Genomic DNA, 24,209 nt, shown 5'->3' on the forward strand with positions numbered 1-24,209 from the left:
TCCTGTTGATGAGGCCTATTCGGCGGCGACGGCGAAATCGTCGGCCATCGCCTCGCGCAGGCTCGTTTCGAGAATGTCGAGGCCGCCCGCGAGCAGCGCGTCGTCGATGATAAGCGGGGCGAGGATCTTGATGACCTCGCCGTGCGCGCCGCTGGTCTCGATGATCAGACCTGCATCGAAACAGGCGGCGGTCACCGCGTCGGCAAGCTCGCCCGATCCGACATTGATGCCGCGCATCATGCCGCGACCGCGGGTCTCGAAGCCATGCTCGGCGGCCATCGCATCGAGCCGCGCCGCGAGCAGGTCGCCGCGTCGCGCGATATCCGCCGTGAAGGCCCCGTCGCTCCAGAAATGGCGCAGTGCGGCGGTGGCGGTGACGAAGGCGTGGTTGTTGCCGCGAAAGGTGCCGTTATGCTCGCCCGGCGACCATTGGTCGAATTCGGGCCGGAACAGCGTCAGCGCAAAGGGCAGCCCCATGCCCGACAGCGACTTGGCCTGGGTGACGATGTCGGGCGTGAAACCCATCCCTTCAAAGCTGAAGAAGGAGCCGGTTCGCCCGCAGCCGGCCTGGATATCGTCGACGATCAGCAGCGCGCCATGCGCTTTCGCCAGCGCGGCGATGCGGCGCAGCCATTCAGGCGATGCGGTGTTGAGGCCGCCTTCGCCCTGCACCGTTTCGACGAGGATCGCGGCGGGGGCGTCGAGGCCGCTCGACGGGTCGGCGAGCCGCTGCGCGAGCAGGTCGGCGGTATCGACTTCGGGCCCGTGATAGCCGTCATAGGGTTCGTGGCTGACATGGGACAGCGGCACGCCCGCGCCGCCGCGCTTCGCGGCATTGCCGGTGCAGGCGAGCGCGCCCAGCGTCATGCCGTGAAAGCCGTTGGTGAAGGCGATGACCATCTCGCGCGCCGTGACCTTGCGCGCGAGCTTGATCGCCGCTTCGACCGCGTTGGTGCCGGTCGGGCCCGTGAACATCGCGCGATAGTCGAGCCCGCGCGGCTTCAGGATCAGCGCCTCATAGGTTTCGAGGAAGGCCGCCTTCGCGTCGGTATGAAGGTCGAGGCCGTGAGCGATGCCGTCGCCGCCGATATAGTCGAGCAGCGCCTGCTTCAGGATCGGATGGTTGTGTCCATAGTTGAGCGTCGAGCAGCCCGACAGGAAATCGAGATAGCGGCCGCCGCGATTGTCGTGCATCCACACGCCCGCCGCCTTGCCGAACTGGCGCGGCATCGACCGGGCATAGCTGCGGACCCCCGATTCACGGCGCTCATAGATGCTCCTGTCCGGAATCGCGCCGGACGGTTGAGGTGTCATGGTCATGGTTATCCCTGTGCTTGCTGAAACTTGCTGCGATCGATCGGGCCGATGCGGGCCTGATATTCGGTGGCGTGCGCACCGGCGAAATGGGTCTTGTTGTCGAACAGGACGCTACGCTCGAACGGCGCGTCCCAGGCGCGCGCGAGGCCGCGAAAGAGCGCCCACGAGGCATCATTGTCGTCGGTGACGGTCGTCGTCAGATGCGTTGCATCCTGCTGCGCGGGACGGGCGAACAATGCCCCGATCATCCGACTGGCGAGTCCTTTCCCGCGCCCCTCGACCGCGACCGCCACCTGCCACACGAAAAAGGCGTGCGGGTCGGACGGCGGGCGGTGGCCGGACACCCAGCCGACGATCCGGCCGTCCTTTTCCGCCACGATGCACTGATCGGCGAAATGTGCGCACTGGATGAGGTTGCAATAGGCGGAATTGCGATCGAGTGGCGGGCAGCGCGCGATCAGGGCGGTGATCGCCGGTCCGTCTTCGGCAACCGGTCTGCGCAGTTGCAGACCCGGCATCGATGCCGGCGCCGCGTCCGACACAGGCCTCAAGGGCAAGGATTCATTATTCTGGCGTTGATCCAGTATCGTTCATCTCCTGAAATATATTTCGGAGTCGCATGAAAAATTGCGAGTGGGGATGTGCAAAAACATACGCATTATTGAGAAGCGATCAACCCCTGCGGGGAAAAATGGTTCATAAAGCGAAATATATTTACCCGCATTCATCGGGAAGAATGGGATTGGTGCCGCCCCTCCGTGCCGCTAACAGGGGCGCATGCAGACCGAGATTGCGAATGCGACCCTGAAGGCCTTGCGGCGTATCCTGCGCGCGACCGATCGTGGGAGCCGCAAGCTGGCAGCGGCGACCGGCCTGACCCCGTCGCAACTGCTCGTCCTGCGCGAGGTCGAGGCGCGGGAAGAGGTCACGCCGGGAACGATCGCCCAGCGGCTCCAGTTCAGCCACGCCACGATCACGGCCATCACCGACCGGCTCGTCGCCCTCGGCCTCGTGACGCGGCGGCGCAGCGAGCGGGACAAGCGGCAGATATTCCTGGATGCGACCACGGAGGGCCGGCAGCGGCTCGCCGATGCGCCGGATGCGCTGCAGGAAATCTTCGCGCACCGCTTCGCCGCGCTGCCGTCGTGGGAACAGGCGATGATCCTCGCGAGCACCGAACGGCTGGCGGCGCTTCTGGGCGCCGCGGATATCGACGCCGCGCCGTTGCTCGACACCGGGCTGATCGACCGGGAGGGAACCGGCGCTCCGTAGATCGGGCGCGAGCCGATGGAATAACCGGGCCGCTACAGGCGTATGCCTGGCATGTCCGGCATTTTATCACGTTCCTCTCCCTTGCTTGTCCAGCCCCGGTCCACGCGGACCGCCCCCTTGCGGATCGCCTTGTTCTCCGGAAATTATGATTGCGTTCGCGATGGCGCCAACCGCGCGCTGAACCGTCTGGTGGACCATCTTCTGCACCAGGCGGGCGCGCAGGTGCGCATCTATTCGCCGACGGCCCCGCAAAAGGCTTTCGCTTCGGTCGGCGACGTCGTGTCGGTCCGCTCGGCCTGCATTCCCGGGCGCCCCGAATATCGGCTCGCGCTCGGCTTCACGCGCGCGGCGCGCTCGGACATGGAGGCTTTTGCGCCCGACATCGTCCACCTGTCCGCGCCCGACATTCTCGGTCGGCAGGCCCAGAAATATGCGCGGGCCGCCGGTATCCCGCTGGTGGCGAGCCTGCACACCCGGTTCGAAACCTATCTCGACTATTATCGCCTCGGCTTCCTGCGGCGGCCCGTCGTCGATTATCTGGCGCGCTTCTACGGCGACAGCGATCACATCCTCGCGCCGACGCCGCCGATCCGCGACGAGATGGCCAGCCGCTTCGGCGATCGGAAGGTCTCGATATGGTCGCGCGGGGTCGACCGCGCGATGTTTCATCCGGCGCTGCGGAGCGAGGCGCTGCGTGCCCGGCTGGGCTACAAGCCGGACGAGATCGTGCCGCTGTTCTTCGGCCGGCTGGTGCTCGAAAAGGGGCTCGGCCTGTTCGCCGAGACGATCGCCCGCCTGCGGTCGCAGGGGTTGGCGGTGCGCCCGATGATCGTCGGCGACGGTCCGGCGCGCGACTGGATCGCGCGCCGTTTGCCCAACGCGACCTTCATGGGCTTGCTCGAAGGAAGCGAACTGGGCCAGGCGGTGGCGAGCGCCGATCTTCTCATCAACCCCAGCGTCACCGAAGCCTTCGGAAACGTCAATCTGGAGGCGATGGCGTCCGGCCTCGGCGTGGTGTCGGCCGATGTCGCGAGCGCGTCGGCGCTGATCGATCACGAACGGACCGGCCTGCTAGTGCCGGCGCGCGACGCCGGGGCCTATGCGGCCGCGGCGGCGCGGCTCATCGGCGAGCCGGCCCGCCTTCGCCTGCTGGGCCGCGCGGCGAGCGACGCGGCCGACCGCTTCCGCTGGGACGAGATACTGGCGGAGGTCGCGCGCGTCTATGAGCGCGTCGCGCGCCGCGAATCCGTTCCGACCTTGGCGAAAGTCGCCTGACGATGGCGAAACCGGTGCTTTTGGTGCATATGAGCCCGCGATGACCGATCGCCATGAAGACGACGATATCGCCGGCGAGCTGGCTGCGATGCGACGCTATGCTCGCGCGCTGGCGCGCGATCACCACGACGCCGACGACGTGGTGCAGGACGCCGTCGTTCGCGCGATCGAGCGCGATGCTGGTTACAAGCGGGGCCGGAGCCGCCAGCGCTGGCTGCTCGCGATCGTTCACAACGTCTTCGTTTCCGGGCTCCGGCGGCGGGCGGCCGAGCGACGGCGCGACGACCGCTTCGCCGAGACGCTGGTCGCCCATTCGGACGCGGCGCAGGAACATCACGCCCGGCTAACTGATATCGCGCGCTGCTTCGCGGCGCTGCCCGAGCATCAGCGCGCGGTGCTGCACCTGACCGCGGTCGAGGGACTGAGCTATCAGGAATGCGCCGACCTGCTGGATGTTCCGGTCGGGACGGTGATGTCGCGGCTCGCCCGGGCGCGCACGGCGCTTCGCGAACTGGACGAGCAGCCGGTCCCGACGACCGCGCTGCGCATCGTGGGAGGGCGGGGTGACTGACGGACCGAGCGATATGGAGATCGATGCCTATATCGACGGCGAGCTCGATGTCGAAGGCCGTTTCGCGGTCGAGGACTATCTGCGCCGCCATCCCGAAAAGGCAGCGGCGGTTCTGGGCGACATGGGGCGACGCAGCGCGTTGCAACTCCTCGCGCGCGGCCGGCAGCCGGTGCCGGCGCATCTGATCGAGGCGGCGCGTTCGCTTTCCTCCGCAGCACCCGTGCGGCGCCGGCTCTGGGCGCCGCTGGGCGGGCTGGCGGCCGCGGGAATGGCGGCGCTGGTGCTGACGATCGTCATCCGCACGCCGCCTGCCTATGTCGACGATGCGTTGACTTCGCACCGCGTCGCTCTTTTGCGCGCGGCGATGGATTCGCAGGTCGAGGCGCCGCGCTTCAACGCGCAGGAAATCCGCCGCGCGACCAACATCGCCGTGCCTGCGGTGCCGGAGGACTGGACGGTCACCGACGTGCAGCTCTTTCCGACGGAGCGGGGCCCGGCGCTGCTGATGGCGGTGCAGACGCAGGAGGGCGACCGGCTTTCCATCTTCCTACAGCGCCGGAAGAATGGCGCGCCCGAACAGCCCGACGCGATCCGCGAGGGCGCGCAGTCGGTAGCCTACTGGCGGCGCGGTGACATGTCCTACGCGCTGGTCGGCGAAAGCGAACCCGGCGAGATGGACGCGAGGGCGGAAGTGCTTGCACGCACATGGTCCTGATGCGGTATAGGGCGGCCGTATGGATCGATTGTTCAGGCTCTTCTTCTGGCTGGCGCTGCTCGTCACGCTCTGGTTCGCATGGTCTCCGCAACCCCCCATGCTGATCGAAAGCGACAAATCGCAGCATATGCTGGCTTTCGTGGTGCTGACCCTGCTGTTCTTCCTGGCCTATCCCGCCGTCCGCTGGTTCTGGATCCTCGCGGCGCTGGCGGCGCTTGGCGCGTTGATCGAGTTCGTGCAGTCGGTGCCGACGCTGCACCGCGACGGCGACATCGGCGACTGGTATGCCGACCTCGCCGCCATCGCGCTGACGATTGCGCTTTGCGTCGCGGTTCGGAAATTCGCCCGAAGGGAACGGGCGGGATAAAGCCGTCTACGAGGGCGGCCGACACCGGAACGCCCGCGCCGCAAGGGCGTTGGGAAACACATGTCGGTCAGGATCGGAACGGCGGGCTGGAGCATCGCGGCGCGTTATGCCGATGGCTTTCCGCACGAAGGCTTCGCGCTCGAACGCTATGCCGCGCGGCTTTCGTGCGTGGAGGTCAATTCATCCTTCTACCGATCCCACCGTCCCGAGACATGGTCGCGATGGGGCGCCATCGTGCCGCACGATTTCCGCTTTTCGGTCAAGGTGCCCCGCACGATCACCCATGAAAGGGCGCTGGCCGATTGCGGCGACCCGATCGCGAAGCTGCTCGACGAGATGGCCGGTCTTGGCGATAAGCTGGGCGTGCTGCTCGTTCAGTTGCCGCCGAAGCTCGTCTTCGATTCCGCTATTGCCGAAACCTTCTTTCACCAGCTTACCGCCGCGTCGGCGGCTCGCGTGGTGTGCGAACCACGGCATGCAAGCTGGTTCGCGGCCGAGGCCGACGACCTGCTCGCCAGCCTGCGGATCGCGCGGGTTGCCGCCGATCCAGCCCGGGTTCCTGCGGCGGCAATGCCCGGCGGATGGCGCGGCTTTTCCTATTGGCGGCTGCACGGGTCGCCCGTCGTCTATCATTCGCCCTATGGGGCCGAGCGGCTGAAATCCTATGGCGCGCAGATCGCGCAGGCGGAATCGGCGGCGCCGGCGTGGTGCATCTTCGACAATACGGCGTCCTTTGCTGCTCTGGGCGATGCGCTCGCGCTCGACGATCTGCTTTCGAACGATGGCGCGCAGCGCGAGGCCGACGGGTTCGCGCCGCGCGTCGGTCCCTAACCTTTGTTATGGAAGCCGTTGCGGGCGGCTCATATCGTCCTTGCAGCCCACAGGCATGGAAAATGGAGTCGCGACATGGGAGCCAAAGCCGATCACGACCTGTGGGGACAGGCGCTCGCGTTCGAAAGCCGCTATGGCGACGAGGCGCCGCGGATCATCGCCGGCAAGATCGCGCAGTTCAAGGCATCCGGCGAAGTGGCCGAAGCCGATTTCTGGGCCCAGGTTGCCGAGTGCCTGACCGATCTGCACGCGATCCGCTATCAGGGATATGGAACCCCCAGGGATGTGTCGCTGGACCCGGCTGTCGTCGCATCCGTCTCGAACGGCTCGCCTTCCGGAACCTAGGTCTGCGACCTAGACCTCCGACCGTCCACCGGCCTCGTGCGCCGCGGCCTTGCGGTCGATGGGCCTCGGGCGTTCGAGTCTTCGCAGCAATTGGCGGATGCTTCGCTGCGCCAGCGGATGGCGCCAGCGCGGCGCGATCGTCGTCAGGGGGCGCAGCACGAAAAGGCGCCGGGCCATCTCCGGATGGGGGATGGTCAGCGCCGCGTCGCTCCACGCCCCGCCCGACCAGAGCAGGATATCGAGGTCGAGCGTCCGCGCGCTCCAGCGCTGGCCCTTGCGGCGCCCGAAGGCCGCCTCGATCGCCTTCAGTCGATCGAGCATTTCGGGCGGGCTGAGCGGCGACGCGACGAGCGCGACGGCATTGGCGTAGCGCCGCCGCGACGGGCCGAGCGGTGCGCTGGCGATGATCGGACTCGCGTCGACCGGCTCGATCCCGACGCTCTCCATCGCGGCGAGCGCGGCCAGCAGCACTCGCCGCGGATCGCCATGGCGCGCATGGCGACGGTTCGACCCGAGCCCGATGGCATAGAGCGCCAGCGGCTCGGGAACATGGGATGGCGCGTCGCGCATGCGGCGGCGCCTATCGCAAGCGGCCGGCGATTGTAAGCCCGGCGTGCAATCCTTGGCGCACCCTATCCGAGTCACCGTCCCGTTCGTGTCGAGCGAAGTCGAAACACCTAATCGGTGTAGCGCAAGGCCGATGGGTGTCTCGACTTCGCTCGACACGAACGGATTGAGATGGGCGCCGTTTAGCGGAGGGCGGATACGGATCCTGAGCAGGTTGGTGAAGATTCTTTTCCGGCAAGGAACAACCGTTCCCCGGCGAAAGCCGGGGTCCACGCGCGGCAGCGCTGTGCCATCTGGGCCCCGGCTTTCGCCGGGGAACAGACCTTATCTGCCTGATGGGCGCATATAGGCCAAGCAAGCTCAGGATGAGGAAAAGAGAAACCGCGCCGAAACCGTATCCCCACAGATTCTAAACGAGCGGGCGGAACTCCTCGACCACCGCGCGATAGAGCGCGCGCTTGAACGGGACGATCAGCCTTTCGAGCTCGTCGAGTTCTGCCCAGCGCCACGCGCGGAATTCCTGATGGGGGGTGACGATATGGACGTCGGCATCCTCGCCCATGAAGCGCATCAGGAACCAGTTCTGGCGCTGCCCGCGATAGCGGCCGCCCCACACCGTGCCGATCAGATCGTCGGGAAGGTCGTAGAGATGCTCGGTCCGGCTGCGCGCGATGATGTCGACCAGCCCCGCGTGGACGCCCGTTTCCTCCTCCAGCTCGCGCAGCGCCGCGGCTTCGGCATCCTCGCCGGGGTCGATGCCGCCCTGCGGCATCTGCCAGGCGTCGGCGCTCGAATCGAGTCGCTGGCCGACGAAGATGCGGCCGGTCCGATTGGCGAGCATCACCCCCGCGCAGGGGCGATAGGGCAGGGCGCCGGCGTCGCTCATGCCGTCTGTTCGGCCACGATCGCCTTGAGGACGGTCAGGTTGCCGCGAATATCGTCCCTGGCGCTCGGAACGCCCTGCGAAAGGCAGATATAGCCGTGGATGGTGCCCGCCGCCTCGCGATAGGTCGTGGGCACGCCCGCCTCGATCAGCTTGGCGGCATAGGCACGGCCCTGGTCGCGCAGCGGGTCGAGGCCCGCGGTGACGAGCAGCGTCGGCGGCAGGCCTTCGGCAGGGAAGTTCAGCGGCGCGGCGCGGTAATCGTCCTCGACCCACTGATACTGGTCGCCGAACCAGGTCATGCCGGCTTCGGTCAGCAAATGGCCTTCCTTGAAATCGCGGTAGCTCTGCCAGTCGTTGTGGGTCGACACGGCCGGATAGATGGGATGGATGGCGATCACCGGTTTCGACGCCGGCCGGTCGCGCAGCGACAGCGCCGTGACGATGGTCAGGTTGCCGCCCGCGCTGTCGCCCGACAGGACCAGGCCGGTGCAGGGAAAATTGTCGGCGACCCAGCGTGTCGCGGCTTCGCAATCCTCGGGCGCGGCGGGGAAGGGGTGTTCCGGAGCTAGGCGGTAATCGACCGCGATCACCGGCATGTCGAGGATGCGCGCCGCCTCCGCGCAATAGGGATCGTGGGTTTCGAGATCGCCGATCACGAAGCCGCCGCCGTGATAGAAGACCATCACCGGCCCCGCTTCGCGGTCGGGGCGTTCGTCGTAGATGCGGATCGGAATCGCGCCTGCCGGCCCCGGGATGGTGCGATCCTCGACCTTGGCGATGGCGCCGCGCGGGACGTCGGCAAGCTGCCCCATCGCGCGCATCATCCCGCGCGCGCCCTCCGGCGGCAGTTCCTCCATCTTCGGGCCCTCCTGCGCGTTCAGGAAGGCGAGAAAACCCGCCACATCGGGGCGGACATAGGGGGTGGTGCCGTCGGTCATCCTGTCGATCCCTTGCTGTTGTCTGCGCAAGCTATTCGGCATCGCCGCGGATAATTCAATGGCATTTGACAACTGGTTTTGGAATGGCGGGTGCGCGGCTGCTTGGCCGCCGACAATTTTTTCTCAATTGCGGCTTGGCGCGGACGAGCCTAGGCCGAATCACGGTTCGCAGGTTTTGAAGGCAGAAGATAGAATGGCGACAGCGGTAGCGGACGAGGCGGCAGCACCCGAGTCCTCCCTTTCCGATGCGGTGGTGGTGCGTTTCGCGGGCGACTCGGGCGACGGCATGCAGCTTACCGGGGGCCAGTTCACGCTTTCGACCGCGCTGGCCGGAAACGATCTGGCGACCTTCCCCGACTTTCCCGCCGAGATTCGCGCGCCGCAGGGCACGCTGTTCGGCGTTTCGGCTTTCCAGATCAATTTCGGGTCGAGCGAGATCACGACCGCGGGCGACGCGCCCGACGTGCTCGTCGCGATGAACCCCGCGGCGCTCAAGACCAATGTCCCCCAGCTCAAGCCCGGCGGGCTGATCATAGCCGACGAGGGCGAGTTCAACGACCGCAACCTCGCCAAGGCGAAATATGACGCGAACCCGCTCGAGGACGGCAGCCTCGCCAAGTGGCAGCTCCTCAAGCTCAACATCAGCCAGGCGACGATGGACGCGGTCAAGCCCTTCGGGCTCGGCAACAAGGAAGCGCTGCGCTGCAAGAACATGTGGACGCTGGGGCTGGCGCTCTGGATGTTCGACCGCGACCGCCAGCCGCTGATCGAATGGCTGAAGGCGAAGTTCGCCAAGGACCCCAATCTCGCCGACGCCAATATCGCGGCGCTCAATGCGGGCCACGCCTTCGGCGAGACGGCCGAGCTGTCGGGGCCGCTCAAGCAGCATCACGTCGCGCCGGCGCCCGTAGCACCGGGCCTTTATCGCACGCTGACGGGGGCCGAGGCGATCGCGCTCGGCCTCGTTGCGGGCGCGCAGCTTGCGAAGCTGCCGATGTTCTTCGGCGGCTATCCGATCACGCCTGCGTCGGCGATCCTCCACCATCTGTCGCGGCTCAAGGAATATGACGTCACGACCTTTCAGGCCGAGGACGAAATCGCCGCCATCTGCTCGGCGATCGGCGCCAGCTATGGCGGTTCGCTCGGCGTGACCAGTTCGTCGGGGCCGGGCATCGCGCTCAAGGGCGAGGCGATGGGGCTCGCGATCATGACCGAGCTGCCGCTGGTCATCGTCAACTCGCAGCGCGGCGGCCCCTCGACCGGCCTGCCGACCAAGACCGAGCAGTCGGACCTCTATCAGGCGGTCTATGGCCGCAACGGCGATGCGCCGATGCCGGTAATCGCCGCGCGCTCGCCGGGCGACGCCTTCGAATGCGCGATCGAGGCTTGCCGCATCGCGACGCAATATATGACGCCCGTGATGCTGCTGACCGACGGCTACATCGCCAATGCCGCCGAACCGTGGAAGGTCCCCGACCTGACCGCTTATGAGGCGTTCCCGGTCGAGTTCCTGACCGAAGTGCCGGAGGGCGGCTTCAAGCCCTATGGACGCGACGAAAAGCTGGCGCGCCCGTGGGTGAAGCCGGGAACGCCCGGTTTGCTCCACCGCATCGGCGGGATCGAGAAGGAGGTCGACACCGGCCACCTCAACTATCAGCCCGCCAACCATCAGGCGATGACCGACCTGCGCAAGATGAAGATCGACGGGATCAAGGTTCCCGACCAGATCGTCGAACTCGGCGCCGAGGGCGGCCGGCTCGCGGTCGTCGGCTGGGGATCGACCTATGGCCCGATCCACCAGGCGGTGCGCCGCAAGCGCGCCGAAGGAGCGGACGTCAGCCACATCCATATCCGCCACATCTGGCCGCTGCCCGCCAATCTGGGCGCGCTGCTCAAGAGCTACGACCGGGTCATCGTGCCGGAGATGAACACGGGCCAGCTCAAGACGGTGCTCCGCGACCAGTATCTGGTCGACGCGAAACCGGTGAACAAGGTTTCGGGCCAGCCCTTCCGCATCGCCGAGATCGAAGCCGCCATCGAGGAGGCGCTGGGCTGACGCGAAAGCGTCGTTGCCCCGAGAGGAAACAGCATGAACGAGATGACCACCATCGCCCGCACCACGACGCTCAAGGACTGGGAGACCGATCAGGAGGTCCGCTGGTGCCCCGGCTGCGGCGACTATGCGATCCTGAAGGCGGTGCAGCGCACGCTGCCCGACATCGGCGCGGTGCCGGAAAATACGGTGTTCATCAGCGGCATCGGCTGTTCGTCGCGCTTTCCCTATTATGTCGAAAGCTATGGTTTCCACACGATCCACGGCCGCGCGCCGGCGTTCGCGACGGGGCTGAAGCTCGCCAATCCGGACCTCGACGTGTGGATCATCACCGGCGACGGCGACGGGCTGTCGATCGGCGGCAACCACACGATGCACGTCATCCGCCGCAATCTCGACTGCCAGATCATGTTGTTCAACAACGAGATCTATGGCCTGACCAAGGGACAATATTCGCCGACGAGCCGCGTCGGGACGAACAGTCCCTCGACCCCCTTCGGTTCGATCGACCGCCCGGCGCAGCCCTGTGCCTTCGCGCTCGGCGCGGGGGCGCGCTTCGTCGCGCGCGGCTTCGACGTGTCGAAGGAGCTGCCGAACGTGCTGAAGGCCGCGCACGCCCACAAGGGCGCCGCCTTTATCGAGATTTTCCAGAACTGTATCGTCTATAACAAGGACGTGTTCGAGGATTTCGCCGCGCCCAAGGGGGCGGAGGACCGCCAGCTCTGGCTGAAGCATGGCGAGCCGATGCTGTTCGCCAAGGGCGCCAAGGGGATTGCGCTCGACCATGCGGCGCTGACGCTCAAGGTCGTCGACGTGGTCGACGGCGACTGGCAGGCGGCGGGCGTAATCGTCCACGACGTCACCAACCGCAGCGTCGCGCACATGCTGGTCGAGATGCGCTTCGGCGAGTTCCCGATGGCGCTCGGCGTCCTCTACGACGACCCGCGCCCGACCTTCGAGGCCGATGTCTGGCGCCAAAATGAGGCCGCCGCCGCAGGCAAGACGGCCGACCTCCAGGGGCTGCTCAAGAAGGGGCAGACCTGGACGGTGAAGGAAGGCGGACCCGACCTTTAGGGTTCCGCCGTGCGCGCGGAGCCGGGCCCTGACGTCATGGCGCCGCGCGACAGGCGATTGTCTTGCGCGCCGCTTTGCGGCACACAAGGTCTATGAACACGCATGTCAGGAAGGCGCGCGGCGAGAGGCTGCTGGGGGCGGAGCGTTCGTTCCGCTCCGGCGGGCTCGTGCCGCGACTGATCCGGCACGCGCCGGCCGCCTTCTTCCACCGCCAGCTCGACCGCATCGACGCGGGGCTCGACCATGGCGCGATCGAGGGGCATCTGCCCGACGGCAGCGTCCGCATGCTGGGCGGCCGCGGCAAGGGACCGGTCGCGGTCGTCCATGTGCAGAGCTGGTCCGCGCTGGTGCGTCTCGCGCTCTCGGGCTCGGTGGGCTGGTATCGCGCATGGGATCGCGGTGAATGGTCGTCGGTCGACCCGGTGCCGCTGTTCGACCTGTTCATGCGCAACGCGGAATCGCTGGGCCGGGCGGCGCGCGCGCGCGGACCATGGCGCTGGATCAACCGAGCCGCGCATTTCCTCAACCGCAACAGCCGCAGCGGCGCGCGGCGCAACATCCTCGCGCATTACGATCTCGGCAATGATTTCTACCGCCTGTGGCTCGACGCTGGCCTGAACTATTCGAGCGCGCTGTTTGCCGATGCCGCGCAGACGCTGGAGGAGGCGCAGGCGGCGAAGGTCGATGCGATCCTCGACCGGCTCGACCTGCGGTCGGGCAGCCGCCTGCTCGAGATCGGCTGCGGCTGGGGCGCGCTGGCCGAGCGCGCGGTCGAGCGGCACGACGTCCTCTACACCGGCATCACGCTGTCGCCGGCGCAGGCGGAGGTCGCCGCCGCGCGGCTCGCCGCGGTCGACCTGTCGGACCGCTCGCGCATCGCCCTGTGCGACTATCGCGACATGACCGGCGCGTTCGATGCGATCGCGAGCGTCGAGATGGTCGAGGCGGTGGGGCAGGCCTATTGGCCCGCCTATCTTGACACGATCGCGCGGCTGCTGCGGCCCGGGGGGAAGGCGGCGATCCAGTATATCGCGATCAACGACGCGCTGTTCGCGCGCTATGCCGCGAGCAGCGATTTCATCCAGGCCCACATCTTTCCCGGCGGCTGCCTGATCTCGGAAAGCCGCTTCCAGGCACTCGCCGAAGCGCGCGAGCTCGCGTGGCGCGACGTCCGGCGGTTCGGCGGCGACTATGCCGAAACGCTGCGCGAATGGCGCGCGCGCTTCGACGCGGCGGTCGGCGACGGGCGCCTGCCCGCCGGTTTCGACGACCGCTTCGTCGGCCTGTGGCGCTATTATCTGCAATATTGCGAGGGCGGTTTCCGTGGCGGCGGCATCGACGTCGCGCAGGTCACGCTCGAAAAGGCGGGCTGAAAAACAGGAAGAAGGGGAGACAGATTTGCGACGATTTGCAATGGCGGCGCTGCTTTGCGCCGCGGCGGCCGTGGGGAGTGCCCCCGCATCGGCCCAGACGACAACCCAATTGCCGGAGGATCTGAACGTGCTGTTTTGGAGCCAGGACCAGCGTGACCTCGCTTTTCGCACGATGGAGACGGTCCCGAAGGTGGTCGTCCACACGGTCGAGGCGGGTGGCCCGGTCCACCCGCTGCCGCAGGGCGCGCCGGTCGACCTCGGCATCGACGTCGATGCCTATATGGCGGGGCAGCGCAACGCCGGGCTGATCATCGTTCAGGATGGGAAGATACGCCTCGAGAAATATGCGCTCGGCTATGTCCCCGATGGGCGCTGGACAAGCTTTTCGGTGGCCAAGAGCTTCACCTCGACGCTGGTTGGCGCCGCGGTGAAGGACGGCTTCATCAAGAGCCTCGACGACAAGGTCACCGCCTATATCCCGGGGCTGAAAGGTTCGGCCTATGACGACGTCAGTGTCCGCCAGTTGCTGACGATGACGTCGGGCGTCCAATGGAACGAGGATTATACCGATCCCAAATCCGACGTCGCGCAGTTCAACCTGCAACAGCCGGTCCCGGGTGAGGATATAACGGTCAGCTATATGAAGACCTTGCCGCGCGAAGCGCCCGCGGGGTCGAAGTGGGTCTACAAGACCGGCGAGACCAATCTGATCGGGGTGCTCGTATCGAGCGCGACCGGCAAGACGCTGTCCGCCTATCTGTCCGAAAAGGTCTGGCGGCCGTTCGGGATGGAGCAGAACGCCGTGTGGATGCTCGGCCCGACGGGGCACGAGATCAGCGGCTGCTGCCTGTCGGCGAGCCTGCGCGACTATGCGCGCTTCGGCGAGTTCATCCTCGGCGGCGGCGTCGCGGGCGGGCAGACGGTGCTGCCCGACGACTGGCTTGCCGCGGCGACGACGAAGCAGGCCGATATCGACATGCCGGGGCGCGGCTATGGCTATCAATGGTGGACCAACGACGACGGCAGCTTCGCCGCGCAGGGCATCTTCGGCCAGGGCATCTTCATCGACCCGAAGCGGCGGCTGGTGATCGCGTCGAACGGCAACTGGCCGACCGCGACCGACCCCGAGGGCGTCGGCGCGGCGCGCGAGGCTTTCTACAAGCAGGTGCAGGCGGCGGTGGACCGGGAAGGCCAATAGCCATCCCGCGAAAATCACGTTGCCAGCGAAAACCGGGACCTTCATCAGCATCCCCGCGAAGGCGCGGATACTTCTCCGTCATTGCGAGCGGAGCGAAGCAATCCAGAGTGGCGTAAACCGCCCTGGATTGCTTCGCTCTGCTCGCAATGACGATTCCTTCCAAGGCGTCATGCTGTATTCCCGGCGCTCACCGGGCCGCGGATCAGGGCGCCGCGACGGCGGTGGCGCGCTGCGCTGCCCATGCGGCGGCGAGCGGGATCAGGATGCCGAGCAGTATGATCCACCAGGCGTCGGCGAGCGTGACCGCGCGATAGACGCCGGCGCCGATCACAGCGCCCGCGACGATCCATCCCGCGCCCGTGCCGCCCGACACGCGCATCGCGACCCAGCCGCCGGCGAAGGTGCCGACGAACCAGCCGACGAGCAGCGCGACGGTCGAACCGACCGGGATCAGCACTTCGCCGGTCTGCGGATCATAGACATCGGGCGACAATTCGCTGCCCGCATATTGGGCGAGCCAGATCAGGCCGAAGGCGATGACGATGCCGGCCACGGCCGCGATCGCCGAACGCAGGATGTTGCTGCTCATTCCCGATGCCTTTGCGAATTGGTCCTGTCGAGCAAGCCTGTTGCCACAGGAAAGCAAAGATCGCGTTAAGCCTCTTCCATCACCTTGGGAAGCGCATGATAGGCGGTGCTGTCGAAGCCCTCGACCATCAACTGCGCGACATATTCGCCGACCGCCGCCGGGTCCTTGATGCTCTGCGGGTCCTCGCCGGGATAGGCGCGGGCGCGCATCTGGGTGCGCGTGCCGCCGGGGTCGAGGATCGCCGTGCGCACGGTCGAGATGTTGCGCATTTCGGCGCCATAGCAGGTCACCAGCGTCTCGAACGCCGCCTTGGACGCCGCATAGGCGCCCCAATAGGCGCGCGGATTCCGCGCGACGCCGGTCGACAGCGCGAGCAGGCGGCCGTTCGCCGACCGCCGCAGCAACGGGTCGAAATTGGCGATCAGTGCCTGCTGTGCGATCAGGTTCAGCGTCAGCAGCCGGTTGAATTCCTTGCCGTCGATCGCGGCGACGGGGGTCAATGTGCCGAGCATCGCGGCGTTCATCACCAGCATGTCGATCTGCTGCCAGCGCTCGGCCATCGCGCTCGCCAGCCGCGCGATGCTGTCGCCGTCGGTCAGGTCGAGCGGCGCGATCGTCGCGCTGCCGCCCGCGGCATGGATGCGATCCTCCAGTTCCTCGAGCCCGCCCGCGGTGCGCGCGGTGATCACGACATGCGCGCCGCGCTGCGCGAGCGAATAGGCGATCGCCTCGCCGATGCCGCGGCTCGCGCCGGTGACGAGCGCGACCTGCCCCGCCAGTTCTTCGGATGTTTTGGTCATTTCGTCAGACAACCCGCTCGGCAAGCAGTGAAAATTGATCTTCCAGGCTGTTCTCGTCGAAGTCGGTCAGCGTGGTCGGATAGTCGCCGGTGAAGCAGGCGTCGCAATATTGCGGGCAGGCATCGGTGCGCCGCGCTTCGCCGAGCGCGCGATACAGGCCGTCGATGGTCAGAAAGGCGAGGCTGTCGGCATTGATGAAATTCGCCATCTGTCCGACCGTCATCTGCGCGGCGAGCAGCTTCGCGCGCTCGGGCGTGTCGACGCCATAGAAGCAGCTGTGCGAGGTCGGCGGGCTCGCGATGCGCATATGAACCTCGGCGGCGCCGGCATCGCGCATCATCTGCACGATCTTGAGGCTGGTGGTGCCGCGCACGATCGAATCGTCGATCAGCACGACCCGCTTGCCGTTGATCAGCGCCCGGTTGGCATTGTGCTTCAGCTTGACGCCGAGGTGACGGACCTTGTCGCTCGGCTGGATGAAGGTGCGCCCGACATAGTGCGATCGGATGATGCCGAGCTCGAAGGGAATGCCCGATTCCTGCGCATAGCCGATCGCGGCGGGCGTGCCCGAATCGGGGACGGGGATGACGAGGTCGGCATCGACCGGATTCTCGCGCGCCAGTTCCGCGCCGATCGCCTTGCGCACCGAATAGACGCTGGTGCCGTCGACGATCGAGTCGGGACGCGAGAAATAGACATATTCGAAGATGCAGGGCCGCGCCGGATGGCTGGCGAAGGGGTGGTGCGAGATGAGTTCGCCGTCGCGTACGATCACCAGTTCGCCCGGTTCGACCGTGCGGACGAATTCGGCGCCGACCACGTCGAGCGCCACCGTTTCCGACGCGAAGATATAGGCGTCGTTCAGCCGGCCGATGACGAGCGGCCGAATGCCGAGTGGATCGCGGCACCCGATCATGCCTTCCGCGGTCAGCACGATCAGCGAATAGGCGCCCTCGACCTGCTTCAGCGCGTCGATGAAGCGGTCGAGCAGGGTGCGATAGCTCGACGTGGCGACGAGGTGGATGATCACCTCCGTGTCGCTGGTCGACTGGAAGATGGCACCGCGCCGCACGAGCTGTTTGCGCAGCGCCATGGCGTTGGAGATATTGCCGTTGTGCGCGATCGCGAAGCCGCCGGTGGCCAGCTCCGCGAACAGCGGCTGGACGTTGCGCAGCGCCGTCTCGCCCGTCGTCGAATAGCGGACATGGCCGATCGCCGCGGCGCCCGAAAGCTGGCGGATGATGTCGTCGCGGTCGAAATTGCCCGCGACATGGCCCATCGCACGGTGGGTATGGAAATCGCGGCCGTCGAAGGCGGTGATGCCGGCGGCTTCCTGTCCGCGATGCTGCAGCGCGTGCAGGCCGAGCGCGGCGACCGCGGCGGCGCTGTCAGCGCCATGGATGCCAAAGACGCCGCACTCCTCGCGGAGCTTGTCGTCGTCGAAAGGGTGGGTCGTCAGCATGTCAATCCGGGGGCAGGGGGCTGGGACTGCCGCGCATATAGGAGCGGCAATGGCAAATGTCGCCCCCTCATTTCGCCTTCCGGTCGCCCGGACGGGCCGCGGTGGGGTGACAGCCCCGCCGATCCTGCTCTAAAGCGCCGTTTCATGGACCCGTCCCGCGATACAACCGACCGTTTCCTGCCGCGCTTCGACGCCGCAGGCCTCCTGACCGCGATCGTCGTCGATGCCGATCGTTCGACCTTGCTGATGGTCGCGCATATGAACGAGGAAGCGATCGCGCGGACGCGCGCGACCGGACAGGCGCATTTCTGGTCGCGGTCGCGGCAGGCGCTCTGGCGCAAGGGCGAAACCTCGGGCAACGGGCTGACCGTCGTCGAGATGCGTGTCGATTGCGATCAGGATGCGCTGCTGCTTCGCGTGCGTCCGGCGGGACCCGCGTGCCACACCGGGCGCCGGTCGTGCTTCTATCGCCGGGTCGAGGCCGACGGCGGCCTGACCTTTCTGGACGACGATGCGCAGGGCTGACGGCCTGCTGTTCGGCGCGCTGGCGTTGCTTGCCGGATGCGGCTCGCCGCCGCCGGGGGACGGGGAGGCCGCGATCGACACGCGAAACCCGCTCGAACGCGCGGCGCGCGAACGCGGTATCGTCCGGGCCGAGGCGAGCGAGCCCACCGGCGTGTTCGAGCGCGCCCACGATCTGGGCCGCGACGCGATGTGCGTGGTGCCCGACGGACCGGGGCGGTGGCGGTTCGCGCTGACCGCCGCCTTCGGTCCGGGCCTTTCCTGCACGACAAAGGGAACGCTCGTGCGCGCAGCGGAAGGCGAGGGGCGGTGGCGCCTGTCGTTCGCCGGGACGCCGGGGTGCGACGTGGCGGTGCGCGAAGAGGACGACGAGCTTGCCCTTCCGGGGCGCCTGCCGCCGCAATGCGCCAACCTCTGCCCCGAGCGCGCTTCGCTCGCCGGCCTCCGCCTGCCGCGCGCGAGTTGGTCGGAAGAGGATGCGAGACGCTTGCAGATCGCCGGAAAAGACGGCAACAGGTTCCGGCCGTGCGATCGCTGACTCGCGGGCTTTCCACCCGACCTGCTGCCCTTGACGTTCACGTCAACGGAAACTAGTCTTGGCCGCATGACCGAAGAATACGGCCACGCCCATATCGACACGCCCGATCATCTGGGGCGTGAGCAATATAGCATTACCGATCTTTCCACCGAATTCGGCGTGACCGCGCGCGCGCTGCGCTTTTACGAGGACGAAGGACTCATCAGTCCGTCGCGCAAGGGGCTGTCGCGCATCTATTCGAAGCGCGACCGCGCGCGGCTGGCGTGGATTTTGCGCGCCAAGCGCACCGGCTTCAGCCTCGCCGACATCCGCGAGATGATCGACCTCTACGACGTCGGCGACGGCCGGAGGCTGCAGCGGCAGGTGACGATCGAGAAATGCCAGGAGCGCATCTCGCTGTTGCGTCGTCAGCGCGACGATATCGACAGCGCGGTCGAGGAGTTGACGCGCTTCATCGATACGGTGAAAAAGGTCGATCAAGGCGAAAAGGCCGACTGAAACCCTCCCCGGGACGGACATTGTTGCCAACCTGACTTTCGGAAAGATGACCCATGCCCGTCTATCGCGCCCCCGTGAAGGATTCGCTGTTCCTGTTGAATGAGGTGCTCGGCATCGAACGCTATGCCGGGCTTCCCGGTTTCGCCAACGCGACCCCCGACATGGTCGAAGCGGTGCTGACCGAGGCCGGACGATTCTGCGAGGAAGTGCTTTTCCCGATCAACTATTCGGGCGATCAGCAGGGTTGTACCCACCACGAGGACGGCAGCGTGACGACGCCCGAAGGGTTCAAGGACGCGTACAAGGCCTATTGCGAGGCGGGCTGGACGCTGCTGACTCAGCCGGAGGCGTTCGGCGGGCAGGGGCTTCCCCACGTCGTCGGCTTTCCGGTCGAGGAATATCGCATGGCGGCGAACCAGGCCTTCGCCATGTATCCGGGGCTGACGCAGGCGGCGGTTGCGGCGATCCTCGTCAAGGGATCGGATGAGCAGAAGGCCGTCTATGTCCCGAAGATGATCTCGGGCGAGTGGGGCGGGACCATGAACTTGACCGAGCCGCATTGCGGTACCGACCTCGGCCTGATCCGCACCCGCGCGGTGCCGAATGGCGACGGCAGCTACGGCATCACCGGGACCAAGATCTTCATCTCGTCGGGCGAGCACGACCTGACCGACAATATCGTCCACCTCGTCCTCGCCAAGACCCCCGACGCGCCCGACAGCGTCAAGGGCATCTCGCTGTTCATCGTGCCCAAGTTCCTCGTCGATGAGGACGGTTCGCTGGGCGAGCGCAACACGCTGTCGTGCGGTTCGATCGAACACAAGATGGGCATCCACGCCAACGCGACCTGCGTGATGAACTACGACGGCGCGAAGGGCTGGATGGTCGGCGAAGAGAACAAGGGGCTCGCCGCGATGTTCGTGATGATGAACGCGGCGCGCCTCGGCGTCGGCATCCAGGGACTGGGACAGGCCGACATCGCGTTCCAGAACGCCGTGCAATATGCGCAGGACCGGCGCCAGGGCCGCGCGCTCACCGGCCCGCAGGACCCGCAGGAAAAGGCCGATCCGCTGTTCGTCCATCCCGACGTGCGCCGCATGCTGATGGACGGCAAGGCGGTGGTCGAGGGCCTGCGCGCGCTCTGCCTGTGGGGCGCCCTGCAGGTTGATCTGTCGCACGCCGCCGAGAGCGAGGAGGAGCGCCAGCAGGCCGACGACCTGATCAGTCTGCTGACCCCGGTGATCAAGGGCTATGGCACCGACAAGGGATTCGACGTCGCGGTCAACGCGCAGCAGGTGTTCGGCGGGCACGGCTACATCGAGGAACAGGGCATGTCCCAATATGTCCGCGATGCCCGCATCACGATGATCTACGAAGGCGCCAACGGGGTGCAGGCGATGGACCTCGTCGGCCGCAAGCTCGCGCAGAACGGCGGGCGCGCCATCCAGGCTTTCTTCGCCATCGTCGACGCCGAATGTGCCGCCGCGAAAGATAAGCCCGCCTTTGCCGATCTCGCCGGGCGCCTAGAGAAGGCGAATGGCGAACTCAAGGCCGCGACGATGTGGTTCATGCAGAACGGCATGGCCAACCCGAACAATGTCGGCGCGGGCGCGCATCACTATATGCACATCATGGGGATCGTCGCGCTGGGGCTGATGTGGCTGCGCATCGCCGAGGCGGCGCAGAAGGCGCTGGACGAAGGCCGCGGCGATGCCGCCTTCCTCGAAGCCAAGCTGGTCACGGCGCGCCATTTCGGCGAACGTTTCATCCCCGACGCAGGCGCGCTGCGCAGCAAGATCGAGGCAGGCAGCGAAGCGATGATGGCGTTGACGCCGGAGCAGTTCGTCGGGGCCTGACGATGCGCGCGCGCAACCATTGCCGCCGTCGTGCGTGGCGATGGCGATGAGCGCGGCTGACCTGACCCCGATCGTCGCCGAGGGGCGCAATTGCTGGCGCGTCGCGCGGGCGCGCAGGGCGCGGATGATCGTCGACGCCGCCGATTATTACGCCTTGCTCGCGCGGCTGATGGCCGATGCGAAGGAGCGCATCCTGCTGATCGGCTGGGATTTCGACCCGCGGATCGCGCTGACCCCCGATGCCGACGGCAGCGGTGAGGCGCTCGGCCATTACATGCTGCGGCTGGCGAAAAACTGCCCCGACCGCGACATCGACATATTGCGCTGGAATTTCGGCGGCCTCAAGCAGCTCGCGATGCCGAGCATCGTCACGATGGTGCTGCGCTGGAAGGTCACGCGATCAATCAGCTTCCGGCTCGACAGCGCGCACCCCGTGGGATGCAGCCATCATCAGAAAGTCGCGGTGTTCGACGATCATCTCGCGGTGTGCGGCGGCATCGATGTCGGCGCACGGCGCTGGGACACGCGCGCGCATGCCGACGCCGACCCGCACCGCACGACACCCGACGGCAAGCCCTATATGCCCTGGCACGATTCGACGATGATCCTCGCCGGCCCCGTCGGCGAGGCGCTGGCCGAACTCGGCAACGAACGCTGGCAGCGCGCGACGAACAAGCCGCTACGCGACCTGAGCGGCGCGGGCGAGCCGTGGCCCGAGGGGCTGGAGCCCGATTTCCGCGACGTCGATGTCGCCATCTCGCGCACCCGCGCCGAATATGACGGCTATCCCGAGATACGCGAGATCGACCAGCTCTATCTCGACCTCATCGCGGGTGCGAAGCGCTTCATCTATTTCGAGAATCAATATTTCACCTGCGGCAAGATCGCCGCCGCAATCGCCGAACGGTTGAACGAGGACGACCCGCCCGAATTCGTGCTGGTGATGCCGAAACAGGCCGACGGCTGGCTCGAACAGATGGCGATGGACGCCGCGCGCGCGAAGCTGGTGCGCGAGATCGCCAAGGCGAAGCACGGCGACCGGCTGCGCATCTATGTTCCGCATACCGTGGGCGGCGATCCCATCTATGTCCATGCCAAGACCGCGATCGTCGACGACCGGCTGATCCGTGTCGGATCGGCCAACCTCAACAATCGCTCGATGGGGCTCGACAGCGAATGCGACGTGACGATCGACGCCGCGCTACCCGCCAATCGCGACGTCGGGCCGACGATCCGGCGCCTGCGCGAATCGCTGATCGCCGAGCATCTGGGCGTCGAACGCGACGACGTCGCGCGCGCCTTCGACCGCACCGGATCGTTGATCGAGACCGTCGAGGCGCTGCGCGGCGACGGCCGCTCGCTCGAATGGCTCGACCTGATCGCGCCCGGCCCGCTCGACGAATATATCGCCGAGAACGAATTGCTCGACCCGACGAGCCCCGACGCCATGTTCGAAAGCCTGACCGAGCGCGGCCTCCGCAAAAGCTGGCACCGCGGCAAGGCGTGGATGAAGCGCCACCGGCCGTTCAAATAGACGATCGTCATTGCGAGACGAAGCAAACTCCCCTCGGTCGGCACGCTTCCGGCTTTCCGTCACCCTGAACTTGTTTGGCGTACATATCCTTCAGATAGAGGTGCTCCCTCCGCGTAAGGGCTTGTTCCCCGGCGAAAGCCGGGGCCCACGCGGGGCAGCGCCATGCCATCTAGGCCCCGGCTTTCGCCGGGGAACGGCACCTGTCCAAAAGGGGCGCCGGGCGAGAACGCGGGCCATGGATGCCGAAACAAGTTCAGCAGGACGAAGCTTAGGATAGCCGCGGTTCCTGCCCCCTCGCTTCGCGATGAAGGAAAGCCGTGGGTCAGTCGGCCAGCGACAGGATATGCCGCGCCTGTTTCAGGTGCGGCGCGTCGACCATCTTGCCGTCCAGTTGCAGCACGCCCGCGCCGGGATTGGCCGCGAAGGCATCGACGATCGCCTGCGCGCGCGCGACTTCGTCGGCGGAAGGGGTGAAGGCGGCGTTGATCGGCGCCACCTGCGCCGGGTGGATCGCCATCATGCCGGTGAAACCGTCGCGGCGCGCCCGCGCCGCATAGGCCGCCAGCCCGTCCCCGTCGTCGATCGCGGGAAACACCGTATCGATCGCCGCGACCCCGGCGCCGTGCGCCGCGAACAGGGTCAGCACGCGCGCGACGCGATAGGGGTCGGTATAGTCGCCGTCGGCTTCGCGGCTGGTCGCCGCGCCGATCGCGGCGGGCAGGTCCTCGGCGCCCCAGGTCAGGCCGATCAGCCGTGCGCCGACCTCGCGATAGCTGCCGAGCGTGAAGATGGCGGCAGGCGTTTCGGTCGCGATCGGCAGGATCGGCGGCAGCGAGGTGCCGGCCGGACTTTCGCTGCGCAGGATCGTGTCGAGCTGCGCGATCGCCGGTGCGCCTTCCGCCTTGGGCAGCATGATCGCATCGGGCCGCGCCGCCGCGATCGCGGCGACGTCGGCGGCGGTCATGTGCCCGTCGAGCGGATTGACGCGGACGAGCGTGATGACCTCGCGCTCTCCCGCCAGATAATCGGCCACCGCGGCGCGCGCGGCCTCCTTGTTCGCGGGCGACACCGAATCCTCGAGGTCGAGGATGATCGCGTCGGCCCCCGACGCCGCCGCCTTGGCGAAGCGTTCGGGCCTGTCACCGGGAACGAAGAGGAGCGAACGAAGACGCATCAGGGGCCTTTCCTTTTGATCAGCGCCGACCGTTCGCACTGGCAGACGATCTCGTCGCGCTGGTTGAGGCAGCGGTGGAGGAAGGTGACGATACCCGCATTCGGCCGCGATTGGGACTCCCGCAGGCCGATCACCTCGCTCGTCGCGCGCAGCGTGTCGCCGAGGAACACCGGATTCGGCATCACCAGCTTATCGTAGCCGAGGTTGGCGACCAGCGTGCCGAGCGTCGTGTCGCCGACCGACAGGCCGACCATCAGGCTGAAGGTGAAGGTGCCGTTGACAAGGATTTGCCCGAATTCCGACGCCTTCGCCGCCTCGATGTCGAGATGCAGCGGCTGCGGATTGTGCGTCATCGTCGTGAACAGCAGATTGTCGGTTTCGGTCACCGTGCGGCGGATATCGTGCGACAGCGTGTCGCCGATGCTCCATTCGTCGAAAAAGCGTCCTGCCATTG

General features: G+C 66.8%; 26 protein-coding genes. 16 read left to right on the forward strand and 10 right to left on the reverse strand.

What is annotated here, in order from left to right; translation table 11 throughout:
* Window positions 1-15: 15 nt before the first annotated feature.
* Window positions 16-1,320 carry a diaminobutyrate--2-oxoglutarate transaminase gene (gene ectB / locus AC2S9W_RS13090; protein ID WP_286750061.1) on the reverse strand — a complete coding sequence of 435 codons (1,305 nt, stop codon included), beginning with the start codon at window positions 1,318-1,320 and terminating at the stop codon, window positions 16-18.
* 2 nt (window positions 1,321-1,322) lie between these two features.
* Complete coding sequence (gene ectA, locus AC2S9W_RS13095; RefSeq protein ID WP_286750088.1) at window positions 1,323-1,835, reverse strand: diaminobutyrate acetyltransferase; 513 nt, start codon at window positions 1,833-1,835, stop codon at window positions 1,323-1,325.
* 259 nt (window positions 1,836-2,094) lie between these two features.
* Here ectA and AC2S9W_RS13100 point away from each other — a divergent pair, with 259 nt between their 5' ends.
* The 7 genes from AC2S9W_RS13100 to AC2S9W_RS13130 all read left to right on the forward strand — a co-directional run bounded on the left by AC2S9W_RS13100 (window position 2,095) and on the right by AC2S9W_RS13130 (window position 6,693).
* Window positions 2,095-2,589: a MarR family winged helix-turn-helix transcriptional regulator gene (locus AC2S9W_RS13100; RefSeq protein WP_286750062.1), complete on the forward strand. Its 495-nt coding sequence runs from the start codon at window positions 2,095-2,097 to the stop codon at window positions 2,587-2,589.
* Between the two features lie 51 nt (window positions 2,590-2,640).
* Window positions 2,641-3,864 (forward strand): glycosyltransferase family 4 protein, encoded by a 1,224-nt coding sequence (locus tag AC2S9W_RS13105; protein WP_486570996.1) that lies wholly within the window; start codon window positions 2,641-2,643, stop codon window positions 3,862-3,864.
* 40 nt (window positions 3,865-3,904) lie between these two features.
* Entirely contained in the window at window positions 3,905-4,435 is a 531-nt protein-coding gene (locus AC2S9W_RS13110; RefSeq protein WP_286750064.1) for a sigma-70 family RNA polymerase sigma factor, read from the forward strand.
* Window positions 4,428-5,150: an anti-sigma factor family protein gene (locus AC2S9W_RS13115; RefSeq protein WP_286750065.1), complete on the forward strand. Its 723-nt coding sequence runs from the start codon at window positions 4,428-4,430 to the stop codon at window positions 5,148-5,150. The genes AC2S9W_RS13110 and AC2S9W_RS13115 overlap by 8 nt, the downstream gene beginning before the upstream one ends.
* A gap of 19 nt (window positions 5,151-5,169) precedes the next feature.
* Window positions 5,170-5,517: a VanZ family protein gene (locus tag AC2S9W_RS13120; RefSeq protein ID WP_148650861.1), complete on the forward strand. Its 348-nt coding sequence runs from the start codon at window positions 5,170-5,172 to the stop codon at window positions 5,515-5,517.
* Window positions 5,518-5,577: 60 nt separating this feature from the next.
* Window positions 5,578-6,348: a DUF72 domain-containing protein gene (locus AC2S9W_RS13125; protein WP_286750066.1), complete on the forward strand. Its 771-nt coding sequence runs from the start codon at window positions 5,578-5,580 to the stop codon at window positions 6,346-6,348.
* A 75-nt stretch (window positions 6,349-6,423) separates the two neighbouring features.
* On the forward strand, window positions 6,424-6,693 hold the full coding sequence (locus tag AC2S9W_RS13130) for a DUF6961 family protein (RefSeq protein ID WP_286750067.1): 270 nt from the start codon (window positions 6,424-6,426) through the stop codon (window positions 6,691-6,693).
* A gap of 9 nt (window positions 6,694-6,702) precedes the next feature.
* Here AC2S9W_RS13130 and folK read toward each other — a convergent pair whose 3' ends face one another.
* The 3 genes from folK to AC2S9W_RS13145 all read right to left on the reverse strand — a co-directional run bounded on the left by folK (window position 6,703) and on the right by AC2S9W_RS13145 (window position 9,084).
* Window positions 6,703-7,263, reverse strand: coding sequence for a 2-amino-4-hydroxy-6-hydroxymethyldihydropteridine diphosphokinase (gene folK / locus AC2S9W_RS13135; protein WP_286750068.1), 561 nt, complete (start codon window positions 7,261-7,263; stop codon window positions 6,703-6,705).
* Window positions 7,264-7,669: 406 nt separating this feature from the next.
* The gene (locus tag AC2S9W_RS13140) at window positions 7,670-8,146 is read right to left on the reverse strand and encodes an RNA pyrophosphohydrolase (RefSeq protein ID WP_286750069.1); all 477 of its coding nucleotides are present in this window, start codon (window positions 8,144-8,146) and stop codon (window positions 7,670-7,672) included.
* Entirely contained in the window at window positions 8,143-9,084 is a 942-nt protein-coding gene (locus AC2S9W_RS13145) for an alpha/beta hydrolase (RefSeq protein ID WP_286750070.1), read from the reverse strand. Before AC2S9W_RS13145 ends, AC2S9W_RS13140 begins: the two co-directional genes overlap by 4 nt.
* 193 nt (window positions 9,085-9,277) lie before the next feature.
* On the opposite strand from AC2S9W_RS13145, the gene AC2S9W_RS13150 reads away from it, so the two are divergent.
* The 4 genes from AC2S9W_RS13150 (at window position 9,278) to AC2S9W_RS13165 (ending at window position 14,782) form a co-directional block, all read left to right on the forward strand.
* Complete coding sequence (locus AC2S9W_RS13150) at window positions 9,278-11,140, forward strand: 2-oxoacid:acceptor oxidoreductase subunit alpha (protein WP_286750071.1); 1,863 nt, start codon at window positions 9,278-9,280, stop codon at window positions 11,138-11,140.
* Window positions 11,141-11,173: 33 nt separating this feature from the next.
* Entirely contained in the window at window positions 11,174-12,211 is a 1,038-nt protein-coding gene (locus AC2S9W_RS13155) for a 2-oxoacid:ferredoxin oxidoreductase subunit beta (RefSeq protein ID WP_067109946.1), read from the forward strand.
* A gap of 92 nt (window positions 12,212-12,303) precedes the next feature.
* Window positions 12,304-13,584 (forward strand): class I SAM-dependent methyltransferase, encoded by a 1,281-nt coding sequence (locus tag AC2S9W_RS13160; protein ID WP_486570997.1) that lies wholly within the window; start codon window positions 12,304-12,306, stop codon window positions 13,582-13,584.
* Window positions 13,585-13,624: 40 nt separating this feature from the next.
* Window positions 13,625-14,782 carry a serine hydrolase domain-containing protein gene (locus tag AC2S9W_RS13165; RefSeq protein WP_486570998.1) on the forward strand — a complete coding sequence of 386 codons (1,158 nt, stop codon included), beginning with the start codon at window positions 13,625-13,627 and terminating at the stop codon, window positions 14,780-14,782.
* A 202-nt stretch (window positions 14,783-14,984) separates the two neighbouring features.
* Here AC2S9W_RS13165 and AC2S9W_RS13170 read toward each other — a convergent pair whose 3' ends face one another.
* From AC2S9W_RS13170 to purF, 3 genes are all read right to left on the reverse strand, one after another.
* Entirely contained in the window at window positions 14,985-15,371 is a 387-nt protein-coding gene (locus tag AC2S9W_RS13170; RefSeq protein ID WP_067183833.1) for a hypothetical protein, read from the reverse strand.
* Between the two features lie 65 nt (window positions 15,372-15,436).
* Window positions 15,437-16,171 (reverse strand): SDR family NAD(P)-dependent oxidoreductase, encoded by a 735-nt coding sequence (locus AC2S9W_RS13175; RefSeq protein WP_067109934.1) that lies wholly within the window; start codon window positions 16,169-16,171, stop codon window positions 15,437-15,439.
* Between the two features lie 4 nt (window positions 16,172-16,175).
* The gene (gene purF / locus AC2S9W_RS13180; protein WP_076075518.1) at window positions 16,176-17,633 is read right to left on the reverse strand and encodes an amidophosphoribosyltransferase; all 1,458 of its coding nucleotides are present in this window, start codon (window positions 17,631-17,633) and stop codon (window positions 16,176-16,178) included.
* Window positions 17,634-17,777: 144 nt separating this feature from the next.
* Here purF and hisI point away from each other — a divergent pair, with 144 nt between their 5' ends.
* The 5 genes from hisI (at window position 17,778) to AC2S9W_RS13205 (ending at window position 22,581) form a co-directional block, all read left to right on the forward strand.
* A complete protein-coding gene (hisI, locus tag AC2S9W_RS13185; protein WP_212597144.1) occupies window positions 17,778-18,158 on the forward strand; it encodes a phosphoribosyl-AMP cyclohydrolase in 381 nt (126 codons plus the stop codon).
* Window positions 18,145-18,693, forward strand: coding sequence for a hypothetical protein (locus tag AC2S9W_RS13190; RefSeq protein WP_212597143.1), 549 nt, complete (start codon window positions 18,145-18,147; stop codon window positions 18,691-18,693). Before hisI ends, AC2S9W_RS13190 begins: the two co-directional genes overlap by 14 nt.
* Window positions 18,694-18,759: 66 nt before the next feature.
* Window positions 18,760-19,191, forward strand: coding sequence for a MerR family transcriptional regulator (locus tag AC2S9W_RS13195; protein ID WP_067109923.1), 432 nt, complete (start codon window positions 18,760-18,762; stop codon window positions 19,189-19,191).
* A gap of 53 nt (window positions 19,192-19,244) precedes the next feature.
* Window positions 19,245-21,047, forward strand: coding sequence for an acyl-CoA dehydrogenase C-terminal domain-containing protein (locus AC2S9W_RS13200; RefSeq protein WP_486570999.1), 1,803 nt, complete (start codon window positions 19,245-19,247; stop codon window positions 21,045-21,047).
* A 46-nt stretch (window positions 21,048-21,093) separates the two neighbouring features.
* A complete protein-coding gene (locus tag AC2S9W_RS13205; RefSeq protein ID WP_486571000.1) occupies window positions 21,094-22,581 on the forward strand; it encodes a phospholipase D-like domain-containing protein in 1,488 nt (495 codons plus the stop codon).
* 322 nt (window positions 22,582-22,903) lie between these two features.
* Here the strand turns inward: AC2S9W_RS13205 and AC2S9W_RS13210 are convergent, their stop codons facing one another.
* Together AC2S9W_RS13210 and AC2S9W_RS13215 are read right to left on the reverse strand one after the other, a co-directional pair.
* The gene (locus AC2S9W_RS13210; protein WP_212597140.1) at window positions 22,904-23,755 is read right to left on the reverse strand and encodes an HpcH/HpaI aldolase/citrate lyase family protein; all 852 of its coding nucleotides are present in this window, start codon (window positions 23,753-23,755) and stop codon (window positions 22,904-22,906) included.
* Entirely contained in the window at window positions 23,755-24,207 is a 453-nt protein-coding gene (locus AC2S9W_RS13215; RefSeq protein WP_286750075.1) for a MaoC family dehydratase, read from the reverse strand. The genes AC2S9W_RS13210 and AC2S9W_RS13215 overlap by 1 nt, the downstream gene beginning before the upstream one ends.
* Window positions 24,208-24,209 lie beyond the last annotated feature (2 nt).

The organism is Sphingopyxis sp. 550B (genome assembly GCF_057401805.1).